The organism is Xanthomonas sp. BRIP62415, assembly GCF_003993515.1.
GTDB classification, from domain to species: Bacteria; Pseudomonadota; Gammaproteobacteria; order Xanthomonadales; family Xanthomonadaceae; genus Xanthomonas; species Xanthomonas euroxanthea.
This window is the reverse complement of record NZ_QEZH01000014.1, coordinates 70,247-83,964: the sequence shown is the minus strand read 5'-3', so window position 1 is coordinate 83,964 and position 13,718 is coordinate 70,247. Positions and strand designations below refer to the sequence as shown.

Sequence of the window (13,718 nt, the reverse complement as noted above, 5' to 3'; positions counted from 1 at the left end):
TATCTGTTACGTCTCCAATGCAAACGATTGCCTTCATGACGCTGGTCACTCTCCTGAGGCGCCTGACGCTGGTCGCCCTCGTCTGCACCGCGACCTCGACCGCGGCCAACGCGGCCGCTGCGCGCGGCCCGGAAAACTTCACCCTGCACATCGGATTGCGCCTGCTCAGCGGCTGCGAGCTGCGTACTGCGCCCCCGCGCGCCAGTTGTTCCAGAGGCACGCCGATGGCGATCGCCCCGCCAGCCAGTACCGCCGAAGACCCCGCCGTCACCAGCACCGGGCAGGATGCCAGTGCACTCGCCGGGCCTGCGCCTGCCGGCAGTGCGCGCATGACCACGATCGCGTTCTGAGCATGGCCACGCCTCGCTCCCGCTGCTGCCTGCTGGCGCTTGCACTGGCCGGCCTGGCCATCGTCGGCACCGCCGCTGGCGCCGAGATTGCCATCGCCCCGACCACTGCACGCATTCCCGCCGACAGCGACCAGGCGGCCGTCTGGCTCTACAACCAGGCCGCGCTGCCATGGCGCGCTGAAGCCAAACTCTACCGCTGGCGCCAGGACGGCGACCGCGAGCTGCTCGAACCGGCCACCGCGGCCACCGTCAGCCCGGCGCAGTTCGAAATTCCGTCGCAAGGCCGGCAGCTGCTGCGGGTGATCCGGCTGGGCCCCAGCCCGGCACAGGCCGAGGACAGCTACCGGTTGGTGGTGACCCAGCATGCCGCCGGCAGCGATACCGAGCTGCTGCGGTATTCCACGCCGGTATTCGCCCTGCCCAGCCAGCCCGGCGAACAGCACCCGGTGCTGCAGGCCAGCGTGTCCGGCCATGGCAGCGGCCGCGCCCTGCAGGTCCACAATGCCGGGCCGAGCCATGCCCGGCTGGCCGACCTGGCCTACATCGATGCCGGCGGTACCCGCCGCAGCATCCGCGACGACCTGGCCGGTTACGTGCTGCCCGGCCAGACCCGCCAATGGCCGCTGCCGGCCAACCTGCCCGCCGGCAACGGCCGCTTCGTGGCATGCATCAACAGCGATACCGAGACTACGCTGGCACTGGAGCCGTGAATCGTGAGTCGGGAATGGGGAATCGGCACGGCGCATCGCCATAGCTGATCGTTTCGCGTGCGGATGCTCAAGCAGCTAGGCTCTCCCGATTCCCGATTCCCGATTCCCGATTCCCGATTCCCGATTCCCGATTCCCGATTCCCGATTCCCGATTCCCGATTCCCGTCGATTGCACCTCCCCGCCCCGCCGGCTATACTCCGCCGGCTGTTTTGCGTATTGCACGCAGTGCGTCGTTCACGTCGGACGTCACCGACGAATTCACACCTGCCGCCGCCATCCGTGCCGGGGTGCCCCCAACAGGGGGTTCGACACGGAGGCGACAGGGAAGCCCAACCCCGGAATCATGTGCGTTTTGATGCGAGTCCCTCGCAACAGCCCGCACATCCATGTGCGGACTCTTCAAAGTCAAGGCCGCGCACGGTGATTCCGCTATCAGGAGTTACTTCAATGCCCCAAGTCACCATGCGTCAGATGCTGGAAGCCGGCGTCCATTTCGGTCACCAGACCCGCTACTGGAACCCCAAGATGGCGCCGTACATCTTCGGCGCGCGCGGCAAGATCCACATCATCAACCTCGAGAAGACCGTTCCGCTCTTCAATGACGCGATGAACTTCCTCTCCTCGATCGCGCAGAAGCGCGGCACCGTGCTGTTTCTGGGCACCAAGCGCAGCGCGCGCGAGTCCATCAAGGAAGAAGCCGAGCGTTGCGGCATGCCGTTCATGACCCAGCGCTGGCTGGGCGGCACGCTGACCAACTTCCGTACCGTCAAGCAGTCGGTTGCCCGCCTGAAGGAACTGGAGTCGGCCGAGACCGACGGCACCTTCGACAAGCTGGTCAAGCACGAAGTGCTGGGCCTGCGTCGCGAGCGCGAGAAGCTGGACGCCTCGCTGGGCGGCATCAAGGAAATGAACCGCCTGCCCGACGCGATCTTCGTGATCGACATCGGCCATGAAGACATCGCCATCAAGGAAGCCAAGAAGCTCGGCATTCCGGTGATCGCGGTGGTCGACACCAACTACGATCCGGCCCTGGTCGACTATGCCATCCCGGGTAACGACGACGCCATCCGTGCCGTGCAGCTGTATGCACGCGCCGCTGCCGACGCCGTGCTGGAAGGCAAGGCCGCTGCGCCGAACTCCGCGTCGGTGCGCGAGGAAGAGTTCTCCGCCGAGTCCGCCGACGAAGGCAAGGGCCGTCGCGCCCCCGCCAAGAAGGGCGACAAGAAGGCTGACGCGCCGGCCGACGCGGCCGCTCCGGCTGCCGAGTAATCGGCCTGCAATGCGGCCGCACCATGCTGTGCGGCCGCAGCCCCGACGGGTCCGCCGCGGCCCGTCGCCGAGGCCACCGAACATCTCTACGGGGGCGGCCGGCATGGCTGCGTCGTCTCCTACTGGCGGAACATTCCGCCGCACGCATTCGTCCATATGAGGTAATTCCATGGAAATCACTGCTTCCCTGGTCAAGGAACTGCGCGAGCGCACCGGCGCCGGCATGATGGAGTGCAAGAAGGCACTCGTCGAAAACGCAGGCGACATCGACGCCGCTGCCGAATGGCTGCGCAAGTCCGGCCTGGCCAAGGCCGACAAGAAGGCTGACCGCGTCGCCGCCGAAGGCCGCATCGCCACCGCACAGGCCGGCGGCAAGGCCGTGCTGGTCGAAGTCAACTCCGAGACCGACTTCGTCGCCAAGGACGAGAACTTCCTGGCCTTCACCGAGACCGTGGCCACCGCCGCGCTGAACGCGGACGCAGCCGATGCCGAAGCGCTCAAGAGCGTCAAGCTCGACAGCGGCGAGACCATCGAAGAGCGTCGCGCCGCGGTCATCGCCAAGGTCGGCGAGAACCTGCAGGTGCGTCGCCTGGTGCGTATCGACAGCGCCAACAACGTCGCAGCCTACGTGCACGGCGGCCGCATCGGCGTGCTGGTCGAGCTGAAGGGTGGCGACATCGAGCTGGCTCGTGGCATCGCCATGCACATCGCCGCAATGAACCCGCCGCACGTCAAGGCCTCCGACGTCCCGGCCGAGTTCATCGCCAAGGAAAAGGAAATCGAACTGGCCAAGATGTCCGAGAAGGACAAGGCCAAGCCGGCCGAGATCCTGGAAAAGATCATCAGCGGCAAGATCAGCAAGATCGTCAACGAAGTGACGCTGTACGGCCAGCCGTACGTGCTGAACACCGACCAGACCGTCGAGCAGGCGGTCAAGGCCGCCGGTGCCGACGTGGTCGGCTTCCAGCGCCTGGCCGTTGGCGAAGGCATCGAGAAGGTGGTGGAAGACTACGCCGCCGAAGTGATGAAGCAGGCCGGACTGGCCTGATCCTCGCCGCACCGTAGAAAAAGCCGCGGCCTGCCGCGGCTTTTTTTTGCCCGGCGCTGGCGCGCGCGCCAGCAACGCGCGAAACTGAAGCGAACGCATCCGCCAGGCCCGCAACCGGCCTCAACATCTACAGATGTCGTGTCGGTGGCCGCTACAGCTGGATGCCGACCAGGCTTTCCGCGTCCATCACGCACGCGCTGCGGCGCGGCGGCGGCCAAGCATGGCGTGCCCCATTAACGAACGCAGCGGTATGCTTGCGTTCACCGTCGGCGATGACCCATGCAACCAGATCTACAGGCCGCCCTGCACTATTGCCGCAACCTGCCGTCGCCTCCGGGTGTGGCGCTGCGCGTCATCGAGCTGGCGCAGGACCCCGACGTGGACATGACCACCACGGCCAACGTCATCGGCATGGACATGGCATTGAGCGCGCGCATGCTGCGGGTTGCCAATTCGCCGCTGTACGCCAGCCGCCGCCGTATCGACAACCTCGGCCAGGCGCTGACCATGCTCGGCCTCAACGCGACCCTGAGCCTGGCACTGGGGTTTTCGATGGTGCACGGCGTGCGCAGCACCTTCGCCGCGCATCCGCTGCATGAGCGCATCTGGCGCCGTGCCGGGCTGTGTGCGCTGGCCAGCCGCATCCTCGGACAGGCCTACGGCATCCGCAAACCCGAAGAACTCATGCTGGCCGGCCTGTTGCAGGACATCGGCAAGCTGGCCCTGCTGCAGGGCGCGCCGGAGCTGTATGCGCCGCTGCTGGAGCAGGCGCCCGACAACGCCGCGCTGCTCGAGGCCGAACGCGAGCAGCTGGGCGCCACCCATGCCGAAGTCGGCGCCTGGCTCGCGCATCAGTGGCAGTTGCCGCCGTACCTGCAGAACGCCATCGCGCAAAGCGAGCAAGAGCCCGCCGGCCTGGAGCCGTTCATGGCCTGTGTCGCGCTGTCCGGGCGCCTGGCCGACATCTGGCTGTCGGCCAGCGCCGTGGCGGCCACCGAACGCGCGCAACAACAGGCGCAGGAGGTGCTGGACCTGGACGCCGAACGCTTCGAGAAGGTGATCGAACGCATCGCCGAATCGCTGCCCGAACTGGAAGCCCTGTTCGACATTCGCGTGCCGCAGCCCGAGCACATCCAGATGATCTTCGAGCAGGCGCGCGAACTGGCGATGCTGCGCAGCCTGCGCGAATTGCAGGACGTGGCCGAAGCGCGCCGGCATGCCGACGAATCGGAAAACCGCATGCGCCATCTGGCCGAACAGGCCAGCCGCGATGCGTTGACCGGCGTGTTCAATCGCCATCAGCTCGGCACTGCGCTCGCGCACGAGTTCGAGCTGGCATCGCGCCAGAACTGGCCGCTGTCGATCGCCTTCATCGACCTGGACGACTTCAAGCGCGTCAACGATGCGCATGGTCACCTGGTCGGCGACGAGGTACTGCGCAACTTCGCGCAGACGCTGCAGCGCATGGTGCGCACCAGCGACTTGGTCGCCCGCTATGGCGGCGAGGAATTCCTGGTGATCCTGCCCAACACCGCGGCCGAAGCGGCATTGATGGTGGTCGAGCGCATCCTGGCCGAAACCGCACGCACGCCGATGGCGCAACTGCAGGGCGGCCCGTTGCATATCACCTTCTCGGCGGGGCTGGCCACCCACGGCGGCGACGACCGCCAGTTCGAGAGCATCGAGCATCTGCTGCAGGCCGCCGACAGCACGCTGTACCGCTCCAAACATCGCGGCCGCAACCGCGTCACCGCCTACGATGCGACCGACGTGCCGATGCCGCAGCCGCCGCGCGCGCACTGAGCAACGTGTCACGTCATCGCCAACTACCGAATTTTTACCACGCCCGGTGACAGGCTTCCGCTAGACTTGCCGGCGTTTGCCGATCCCCCACACCGAGGTTTCCCCCATGTCCGAACTTGCCTATCGCCGCATTCTTCTCAAACTTTCCGGGGAGGCGCTGATGGGAGACGGGGATTACGGCATCGATCCCAAGGTCATCAACCGCCTCGCCCATGAAGTGATCGAAGCCCAGCAGGCCGGCGCGCAGGTCGCCCTGGTGATCGGCGGCGGCAACATCTTCCGGGGCGCCGGCCTGGCCGCCAGCGGCATGGACCGCGTCACCGGCGACCACATGGGCATGCTGGCCACCGTGATCAACGCGCTGGCGATGCAGGATGCGCTGGAGAAGCTTGGCGCCAAGGTGCGCGTGATGAGCGCGATCAAGATCAACGATGTCTGCGAGGACTTCATCCGCCGTCGCGCGATCCGCCACCTGGAAAAGGGCCGCATCGCGATCTTCGCCGCCGGCACCGGCAATCCGTTCTTCACCACCGACTCGGGCGCGGCGCTGCGCGCGATCGAGATCGGCGCCGACCTGCTGCTCAAGGCAACCAAGGTCGACGGCGTCTACGACAAGGACCCGAAGAAGCACACCGATGCGGTGCGTTACGACAGCCTGACTTACGACCAGGTCATCCTGCAGGGCCTGGAAGTGATGGACACCGCCGCCTTCGCCCTGGCGCGCGACAGCGACCTGCCGCTGCGCATCTTCGGCATGAGCGAGCCCGGCGTGCTGCTGCGCATCCTGCACGGCGAGCAGATCGGCACGCTGGTGCAGGGCCGCAGCTGAGGCTGGGAATCGGGAATCGGGATTGGGGAATCGCAAAGGCGCGGCGCCCGGGCTGCGCTGATAGCTCACGATGGCGGCGCCGGGCGTGAAGTGCCGGCAAGTGAACCGGCTGCGCGGGTCCTGACGACCCGCGAGTCGTGAAACCTCAGTCCCGGCTATAATCTCCGGATTCAGCTCCACACGGATTCCGGCGATGCTCAACCAGATCAAACAAGACGCGCTCACGCGCATGACCAAGAGCATCGATGCTCTGCGCCATTCCCTGACCACGGTGCGCACCGGCCGCGCCTCTCCGGCGCTGCTGGACGGCATCAAGGTCAAGGCCTACGGCACCGACACCCCCCTCAACCAGGTTGCCAGCATCAGCGTCTCCGAAGGCCGCTCGCTGGTCATCAGCCTGTTCGACAAGGGCATGATCAAGGACGTCGAGAAGGCGATCTATGCCTCGGATCTGGGCCTGACCCCGACCGTGGTCGGCACCGTGATCCGTCTGAACCTGCCGCCGCTGACCGAGGAGCGCCGCAAGGAGCTCAGCAAGTCCGTGCATGGCGAGGGCGAGGACAGCAAGGTGGCCATCCGCAACATCCGTCGCGATGCCAACCAGCAGGTCAAGGATCTGCTCAAGGACAAGGCGGTCACCGAAGACGAGGCGCGCAGCGCCGAGGACGACATCCAGAAGCTGACCGACAAGGCCATCAAGGATGTGGATGAGGTCGTCAAGGCCAAGGAACAGGAACTGATGACGGTCTGATCGTGGCATCGCCTGCCATGCATCCAGCACCTTCCGCTGCCGCCGTGCCGCGCCACATTGCCATCATCATGGATGGCAATGGGCGTTGGGCGCAGCGTCGGCGGCGTCCGCGCATGATCGGTCATCGCGCCGGCGCGCGCGCGGTCAATCGCACCATCGACTTCTGCCTGGAAAAAGGCGTCTCGGCGCTCACCCTGTTCGCGTTCTCCAGTGAAAACTGGGGGCGCCCGCAGGAGGAAGTCGATGCGCTGATGAAACTGTTCCTGCATGCGCTCGACCGCGAGGTCGACGAGCTGCAGCGCCGCGGCGTGCAAGTGCGCTTCATCGGCGATCGCGGCCGCTTCGCGGCGCCGCTGCGCGAGCGCATGGCCGGCGCAGAACGCATCACCGCGGCCAATTCGCGCCTGGTGCTGAGCATTGCCGCCAGCTATGGCGGCCGCCAGGACATTGCGCTGGCCGCGCGGGCCCTGGCCGAAGAAGTGGCGGCCGGTCGCCTGCAACCGCAGCAGATCGACGAAGCGCTGCTGGCCAGCCGCGTCGCATTGGCCGACCTGCCGGCGCCGGACCTGTTCATCCGCACCGGTGGCGACACCCGCATCAGCAATTTCCTGCTGTGGCAGCTGGCCTATACCGAACTGTGGTTCACCGAAACCCTGTGGCCGGAGTTCGATGCCGGCGTGCTGCAGCAGGCACTGGATGACTACGCCGGGCGCGAACGCCGCTACGGCCTGACCAGTGCCCAGATCGCCGACAAGGCGACGGAGAGCTCCTCCGCATGACCAAGACCCGCGTGATTGCCGCGCTGATCATGGCGCCGCTCGCCATCTGCGCGATCGTGCTGCTGCCCACGCAATGGCTGGCGGCGCTGGCGGCGATCCTGTTCCTGACCGGTCTGTGGGAGTGGCTCAAGCTCTCCGGCATCGACGACAGCCTGCCGCGCACCGTGCTGCTGATGCTCAATCTGCTGCTGATGGTGCTGATGGTGTGGGCCTCGGCCGGCTCCATGGTGCTGTTCCAGATCGCCGCCCTGGTGGGGGTGGTCTGGTGGCTGCTGGCGCTGCTGTGGCTGCGCTTTTTCACCTTCGGTGCCGATCACGGCAACGGCCAGGCGCGCGCGCTCAAGCTCGCCGCCGGCACGCTGGCGGTATTGCCGGCCTGGGCCGCGCTGGTGCTGCTGCATGCCAACCCGGACAAGGGCAACCTGTGGCTGCTGACCGCGCTGACCATGGTGTGGGCGGCCGATTCGGGCGCCTATTTCGCCGGCCGCGCGTTCGGCAAGCACAAGCTGGCGCCGCGGGTCAGCCCCAACAAGACCATCGAAGGCCTGCTCGGCGGCATGGTCGCCGGCATCGTGGTCGCCTGCGCGTTCGGCTGGCTGGCCGGGCTCACCCTGGCGCACGTGCCGCAGCTGATCCTGGTGGCGGCGGTGGCGGTGCTGGCCTCGGTGCTGGGCGATCTGTTCGAGAGCCTGCTCAAGCGCCATGCCGGCGCCAAGGACTCGGGCGCGGTGATTCCGGGCCACGGCGGCGTGCTGGATCGCATCGACGGCGTGCTCGCCGCCCTGCCGGTGTTCGCACTCGGCAAGGAAATTCTCGGGTTCTAGATATGGCTGGCTCTGCTCTCCGTCACGTCGCCGTCTTCGGCGCCACCGGCTCGATCGGTGCATCGGCACTGGATGTGATCGCCCGTCATCCGCAGCGGCTGCGTGCCAGCGTGCTGTCGGCCGGCAGCAAGGTCGACGCGCTGCTGGCGCTGTGCGTCACCCATCGCCCTGCGCACGCAGTGATCGCCGACCACTCCCTGTACCCGGCGCTGCGCGACGGTTTGCGCGCGGCCGGACTGGCCACCCAGGCCCACGCCGGCAGCGAGGCCCTGGACGCGCTGGCCGCCAGCGATGCCTGCGATACCGTGGTGGCGGCGATCGTGGGAGCGGCCGGCCTGCCGTCCACGCTGGCCGCGGCCAGCGCCGGCAAGCGCCTGCTGCTGGCCAACAAGGAATCGCTGGTGCTGGCCGGCGAATTGCTGACCCGCACCGCGACTGCGGCCGGCGCCGAGATCATCCCGATCGACAGCGAGCACAGCGCCATTTTCCAGTGCCTGCGCTCCTGCGACGCCAGCCGCGGCGTGCGCCGGGTCATCCTGACCGCGTCCGGCGGTCCGTTCCGTGGCTGGGACCGCGCCGCGCTCGGCGCGGTCACGCCCGCGCAGGCGGTCGCCCATCCCAAATGGTCGATGGGTCCGAAGATTTCGGTGGATTCGGCGACGCTGATGAACAAGGGCCTGGAGGTGATCGAGGCGCATCACCTGTTCGGCCTGCCCGGCGCCCGGATCGATGTGCTGGTGCATCCGCAGAGCCTGGTGCACTCGCTGGTGGAATTCGTCGACGGCTCCACCCTGGCCCAGCTTGGCCTGCCCGACATGCGCACCACGCTGGCGGTTGGCCTGGCGTGGCCGGAGCGGGTCGAGTCCGGCGTTGGCGGGCTCGACCTGCTGACCCAGGGGCGGCTGGATTTCGAGGCGCCGGACACGGCCGCCTTCCCGTGCCTGCGCCTGGCCTGGGAGGCGCTGGAGGCCGGCGGGACCGCGCCTGCGATCCTGAACGCGGCCAATGAAGTGGCTGTTTCAGCGTTTCTTCAGGGCCAGGTGGGTTTCCTAGCGATTCCCGCGTTGGTCGAACACACACTGACAACGCTCCCACGGCACAATGCCGACTCCCTCGACACCCTGCTGTCTGCCGATGCGCAAGCGCGGCAGATCACCGAACGCGCCCTCGCCAATCACCGCCTTCATGCCTGATCGATTTACGCAACCGAGTTGCATCCATGGGTGATTTCATCGGTTCGGTCTGGTGGATGATCGTCAGCCTGGGCGTGTTGGTGACCTTCCACGAATTCGGGCACTTCTGGGTCGCGCGCCGCTGCGGCGTCAAGGTGCTGCGCTTTTCGGTGGGCTTCGGCAAGCCGTTGTGGATGCGTCGTGACCGCCACGGCACCGAGTTCGTGGTGGCGGCCATCCCGCTGGGCGGCTACGTCAGGATGCTCGACGAACGCGAAGGCGACGTGCATCCGGCCGAGCAGGACCAGGCCTTCAACCGCAAGACGGTATGGCAGCGCATCGCCATCGTCGCCGCCGGCCCGATTGCCAACCTGTTGCTGTGCATGGCGATGCTGTGGGCGATGTTCGTGGTCGGCAAGCAGGATTACTCGGCCACCATCGGCCGCGCCGATGGTCTGGCCGCCGAAGCCGGCCTGAGCCCGGGCGAGCGCATCGTGCGCATCGATGGGCGCAGTGTCAGCAGCTGGAGCGATGCCAGCATGCAGCTCACCACGGCGGCGATGGACCGGCGCGACATCCGCGTGCTGACCGCCACCGAAGGCGCCGGCAACCGCGAGCACACGCTGCGCCTGTCGCAGCTGCCGGCCGGCTTTGACGAGCGCCGCGTGGCGTCGCTGGCCGGCATCGGCTGGCAGTTCATGCTGCAGCCGCCGGTGGTGGGCCAGGTGGTCGCCGGCTCGGCGGCGCAGGGGCTGCTGCAGCCGGGCGACCGCATCGTGGCCATCGACGGCCAGCCGATCCGGTCGGCCGACGAGATTCCCGCCCAGCTGCAGGCACTGGGCGCGCAGGGCGGGACCGGCATGATCGAGGTCGCGCGCGGCGACGACCGGCTGGCGCTGGAAATCGCCCCGCGCCGGTCGCCGCAGGGGCAATGGCTGCTCGGCGTGGGGTTTGCGCCAGCGCAGGCGCCGGCCTACGACAGCCGCCAGCAGTACGGCATGTTCGCCGCGGTGCCTGCCGCGATCCGCGAGACCGGCCGGATGACCGCCGACTCGCTGGGCATGATGAAGCGCATGCTGACCGGCCAGGCCTCGGTCAAGAACATCTCCGGCCCGGTCACCATTGCGCGCGCCGCCAACGCCTCGGCCGAACGCGGGCTCGACTGGTTCCTGTATTTCCTGGGCTTGCTGTCGCTCAGCTTGGCGATCATCAACCTGATGCCGATCCCGATCTTGGACGGTGGGCATCTGCTGTATTACCTTATCGAGTTGGTCAAGGGCAGCCCGATCAGCGAACGGGCCATGATTGCCGGGCAATATGTCGGCCTGGCGGTCCTGGCCGGGCTGATGGGACTGGCGTTCTACAACGACATCCTCGGCCTGGTTCCACGATGAAGCTGCTCCACTCTTTCCGCCTGTTGTCGTCGTCATACGTCGGCATCCAGCAACACCCGAAATCGACTCCAACCGGATGTGACATGACGCGTCTTCCCACTCGCCGCCTGCTTGCCCTCGCTCTCGCCGCCGGCCTCAGCCTGCCAGTCGTTGCCCTGGCCGCAGAGCCGTTCGTTGCCAGCGACATCCGCGTCGACGGCCTGCAGCGCATCGCCTCCGGCACCGTGTTCACCTATCTGCCGGTGAACCGCGGCGACACCGTGGACGATGTCAAGGTCGCCGACTCGATCCGTGCGCTGTACCGCACCGGCTTCTTCGAGGACGTGCAGCTGGATCGCCAGGGCAACATCCTGGTGATCACCGTGAAGGAGCGCCCGGCGATCAACAAGCTCACCGTGACCGGCAACAAGGACATCAAGTCCGAGGAACTGCTCAAGGGCCTGGGCGACATCGGCCTGACCGAGGGGGGCACCTTCGACCGCCTGAGCCTGGACCGCGTGACCCAGGAGCTGACCCGCCAGTACAACAACCGCGGCAAGTACAACGTCGAGATCACCCCGACGGTCAGCCCGCTGGACCGTAACCGCGTGGACGTGGCGATTGCGATCAAGGAAGGCAAGGCGGCCAAGATCCGCCACGTCAACCTGATCGGCACCGAGAAGTTTGCCAACGAGGACATCCTGGAGAACTGGGAATCCAAGGAGCACAACTGGGCCTCGTGGTATCGCCGCGACGACCAGTACTCCAAGGAAAAGATGTCCGGCGACCTGGAGAAGCTCAACTCCTGGTACCTGGACCGCGGCTACGTGGACTTCAGCATCGATTCCACCCAGGTGTCGATCAGCCCGGACAAGCGCGACATGTTCGTCAGCGCCGGCGTCACCGAGGGCGAGCAGTACAAGATTTCCGAGATCAAGGTCACCGGCGACACCGTGCTGCCGCAGGCCGACATCGAGCGCCTGGTCATCCCCAAGGCCGGCGACATCTTCTCGCGTGCGCTGCTGGAGTACACCTCCGATGCGATCACCAATACGCTGAGCAACGTCGGTTACGCCTTCGCCAAGGTCAACCCGATCCCCACCCCGAACCGCGAGGACCGCACTGTCGCGGTGAACCTGCAGGTGGTGCCGGGCCCGCGCGTGACCGTGCGCCGCATCCTGTACAAGGGCAACAGCCGCACCTCGGACGAAGTGCTGCGCCGCGAGATGCGCCAGTTCGAAAACACCTGGTATTCGCAGGCGGCGATCGACCGTTCCAAGATCCGCCTGCAGCGCCTGGGCTACTTCGAGAGCGTGGATGTGGAAACGCCGGCCGTGCCGGGCAGCAACGACCAGGTCGACGTTGTCTACAACGTCAAGGAGACCACCTCCGGCAGCTTCGTGTTCGGCCTGGGCTACTCGCAGAGCTTCGGTGTGACCACCTCGGTGCAGTTGTCGCAGAACAACTTCCTGGGCGGCGGCAACCGGGTGGCGGTGGAAGCCTCGCGCAGCAGCTACCAGCAGCGCTACGCGTTCTCCTACACCAATCCGTTCTTTACCGACGACGGCGTGTCGCTGGGCTACAACCTGTCCTGGCGCTCGCTGGACTACTCGGACTTCAACACCGCCCAGTACAACAGCAAGAATGGTTCGGCGCAGGTGGTGTTCGGCGTGCCGATCACCGAGAACGATACCGTCTCGGCGATGGTCGGCATCGACAGCAACCAGATCAATACGTTCCAGGGCCAGACCCCGCAGGCGATCATCGACTACATCGATGCGGTCGGCACGCGCACCTTCCATGCCTGGCGCACCGAACTGGGCTGGGCACGCGACACCCGCAACGACTTCTTCATGCCCACCCGCGGCATGTACCAGCGCGTCGGCCTGGAGACCACGCTGCCCGGCTCCACGGTCGAGTACTACAAGCTCAACTACCAGATCTCCAACTACTGGCCGATCATCCCGGCGATCGTGTTGAACACCCGCTTCGAGCTGGGTTACGGCGACAGCTATGGCAATGACAGCACGCGCGTGGTGACCGACGGCAATGGCGTATCGCGCACCATCACTGCCACCGGCCTGCCGTTCTACGAGAACTTCTACGCCGGCGGTACCAACTCGGTGCGCGGCTTCGAAGACAACACGCTGGGCCCCCGTTCGGAACGCACTGTCAATTACTCGCGCGGCCAGCCGCTGGGTGGCTCGTTCAAGACCGTCGGTTCGGTGGAAATGTACTTCCCCAAGCTGTTCGACAGCCCGTCGGCACGCGTGTCGGCGTTCTTCGACTTCGGTAACGTCTACGACGGCGTGGACAACTTCAAGGCCAACGAGCTGCGTGCGTCCACCGGCGTGGCGCTGTTGTGGCGCGCCCCGGTCGGTCCCATCTCGATCAGCTACGCGTTCCCGCTGAAAAAGGAAGACAACGACGAGATCGAACGTCTGCAGTTCACCTTCGGCGGCCAGTTCTAATAGCGAACGGCAACAAAGAAGGCGGCCCGCGCAAGCGGGCCGCCCGTGTATCACCGGTTGGATGTGGGCCGGTCAGAACCAGCTGTCCAACCATGTGGAGACGGTGTTGGACAGACAGCTGGCGATGTCGCCGGCAGGAAGGCTGAGACACTGCAGCTGCTGCTCACCGGTTGCCCTGCCCTGCTCGACATCGAAGGATTGGGCCGATGCACCTGCGACCGCGCCCATCATGACCAGACCACCAAGGATGGAAAGAACGGTTTTCATATGCGTGTTCCTGGATTGGCCGCTTGATTGCGACAGGACCCTAGATACGCAGGCTTTGTTGGGAACTGTTT

The 13,718-nt window shown here is 66.4% G+C and carries 13 protein-coding genes; 12 read left to right on the top strand and 1 reads right to left on the bottom strand.

Going from position 1 to position 13,718, the window contains the following annotated elements; genetic code table 11:
• Positions 1 to 17 precede the first annotated feature (17 nt).
• From EO141_RS05105 to bamA, 12 genes are all read left to right on the top strand, one after another.
• The gene (locus EO141_RS05105; RefSeq protein WP_127168668.1) at positions 18 to 350 is read left to right on the top strand and encodes a hypothetical protein; all 333 of its coding nucleotides are present in this window, start codon (positions 18 to 20) and stop codon (positions 348 to 350) included.
• 2 nt (positions 351 to 352) lie between these two features.
• A complete protein-coding gene (locus tag EO141_RS05100; protein ID WP_127168667.1) occupies positions 353 to 1,060 on the top strand; it encodes a fimbria/pilus periplasmic chaperone in 708 nt (235 codons plus the stop codon).
• Positions 1,061 to 1,508: 448 nt separating this feature from the next.
• Positions 1,509 to 2,330 (top strand): 30S ribosomal protein S2, encoded by an 822-nt coding sequence (rpsB, locus tag EO141_RS05090; protein ID WP_026064294.1) that lies wholly within the window; start codon positions 1,509 to 1,511, stop codon positions 2,328 to 2,330.
• 169 nt (positions 2,331 to 2,499) lie between these two features.
• Positions 2,500 to 3,378, top strand: coding sequence for a translation elongation factor Ts (gene tsf, locus EO141_RS05085; protein WP_104583393.1), 879 nt, complete (start codon positions 2,500 to 2,502; stop codon positions 3,376 to 3,378).
• A gap of 279 nt (positions 3,379 to 3,657) precedes the next feature.
• Positions 3,658 to 5,181 (top strand): GGDEF domain-containing protein, encoded by a 1,524-nt coding sequence (locus EO141_RS05080; RefSeq protein WP_127168666.1) that lies wholly within the window; start codon positions 3,658 to 3,660, stop codon positions 5,179 to 5,181.
• Positions 5,182 to 5,287: 106 nt separating this feature from the next.
• Positions 5,288 to 6,010: a UMP kinase gene (pyrH, locus tag EO141_RS05075; RefSeq protein WP_104648342.1), complete on the top strand. Its 723-nt coding sequence runs from the start codon at positions 5,288 to 5,290 to the stop codon at positions 6,008 to 6,010.
• Positions 6,011 to 6,203: 193 nt separating this feature from the next.
• Positions 6,204 to 6,761, top strand: coding sequence for a ribosome recycling factor (frr, locus tag EO141_RS05070; RefSeq protein WP_115049235.1), 558 nt, complete (start codon positions 6,204 to 6,206; stop codon positions 6,759 to 6,761).
• Positions 6,762 to 6,778: 17 nt separating this feature from the next.
• Positions 6,779 to 7,540 (top strand): polyprenyl diphosphate synthase, encoded by a 762-nt coding sequence (gene uppS / locus EO141_RS05065; RefSeq protein WP_164739074.1) that lies wholly within the window; start codon positions 6,779 to 6,781, stop codon positions 7,538 to 7,540.
• On the top strand, positions 7,537 to 8,364 hold the full coding sequence (locus tag EO141_RS05060; protein ID WP_104648341.1) for a phosphatidate cytidylyltransferase: 828 nt from the start codon (positions 7,537 to 7,539) through the stop codon (positions 8,362 to 8,364). The genes uppS and EO141_RS05060 overlap by 4 nt, the downstream gene beginning before the upstream one ends.
• Positions 8,365 to 8,366: 2 nt before the next feature.
• A complete protein-coding gene (locus tag EO141_RS05055; protein ID WP_127168665.1) occupies positions 8,367 to 9,557 on the top strand; it encodes a 1-deoxy-D-xylulose-5-phosphate reductoisomerase in 1,191 nt (396 codons plus the stop codon).
• A 26-nt stretch (positions 9,558 to 9,583) separates the two neighbouring features.
• Positions 9,584 to 10,930: an RIP metalloprotease RseP gene (gene rseP, locus EO141_RS05050; protein ID WP_119132352.1), complete on the top strand. Its 1,347-nt coding sequence runs from the start codon at positions 9,584 to 9,586 to the stop codon at positions 10,928 to 10,930.
• Positions 10,931 to 11,013: 83 nt separating this feature from the next.
• A complete protein-coding gene (gene bamA / locus EO141_RS05045; protein WP_164739073.1) occupies positions 11,014 to 13,380 on the top strand; it encodes an outer membrane protein assembly factor BamA in 2,367 nt (788 codons plus the stop codon).
• A 72-nt stretch (positions 13,381 to 13,452) separates the two neighbouring features.
• Here bamA and EO141_RS05040 read toward each other — a convergent pair whose 3' ends face one another.
• Positions 13,453 to 13,647, bottom strand: a complete 195-nt coding sequence (locus tag EO141_RS05040; protein ID WP_104583401.1) for a hypothetical protein — start codon at positions 13,645 to 13,647, stop codon at positions 13,453 to 13,455.
• Between the last annotated feature and the right edge of the window lie 71 nt (positions 13,648 to 13,718).

What these genes read in the sequence shown, in the direction of transcription:
- EO141_RS05105 (WP_127168668.1), top strand. Translation starts at nt 18, where the DNA reads ATGCAAACGATTGCCTTCATGACGCTGGTCACTCTCCTGAGGCGCCTG.
- EO141_RS05100 (WP_127168667.1), top strand. Translation starts at nt 353, where the DNA reads ATGGCCACGCCTCGCTCCCGCTGCTGCCTGCTGGCGCTTGCACTGGCC.
- rpsB (WP_026064294.1), top strand. Translation starts at nt 1,509, where the DNA reads ATGCCCCAAGTCACCATGCGTCAGATGCTGGAAGCCGGCGTCCATTTC.
- tsf (WP_104583393.1), top strand. Translation starts at nt 2,500, where the DNA reads ATGGAAATCACTGCTTCCCTGGTCAAGGAACTGCGCGAGCGCACCGGC.
- EO141_RS05080 (WP_127168666.1), top strand. Translation starts at nt 3,658, where the DNA reads ATGCAACCAGATCTACAGGCCGCCCTGCACTATTGCCGCAACCTGCCG.
- pyrH (WP_104648342.1), top strand. Translation starts at nt 5,288, where the DNA reads ATGTCCGAACTTGCCTATCGCCGCATTCTTCTCAAACTTTCCGGGGAG.
- frr (WP_115049235.1), top strand. Translation starts at nt 6,204, where the DNA reads ATGCTCAACCAGATCAAACAAGACGCGCTCACGCGCATGACCAAGAGC.
- uppS (WP_164739074.1), top strand. Translation starts at nt 6,779, where the DNA reads ATGCATCCAGCACCTTCCGCTGCCGCCGTGCCGCGCCACATTGCCATC.
- EO141_RS05060 (WP_104648341.1), top strand. Translation starts at nt 7,537, where the DNA reads ATGACCAAGACCCGCGTGATTGCCGCGCTGATCATGGCGCCGCTCGCC.
- EO141_RS05055 (WP_127168665.1), top strand. Translation starts at nt 8,367, where the DNA reads ATGGCTGGCTCTGCTCTCCGTCACGTCGCCGTCTTCGGCGCCACCGGC.
- rseP (WP_119132352.1), top strand. Translation starts at nt 9,584, where the DNA reads ATGGGTGATTTCATCGGTTCGGTCTGGTGGATGATCGTCAGCCTGGGC.
- bamA (WP_164739073.1), top strand. Translation starts at nt 11,014, where the DNA reads ATGACGCGTCTTCCCACTCGCCGCCTGCTTGCCCTCGCTCTCGCCGCC.
- EO141_RS05040 (WP_104583401.1), bottom strand. Translation starts at nt 13,647, where the DNA reads ATGAAAACCGTTCTTTCCATCCTTGGTGGTCTGGTCATGATGGGCGCG.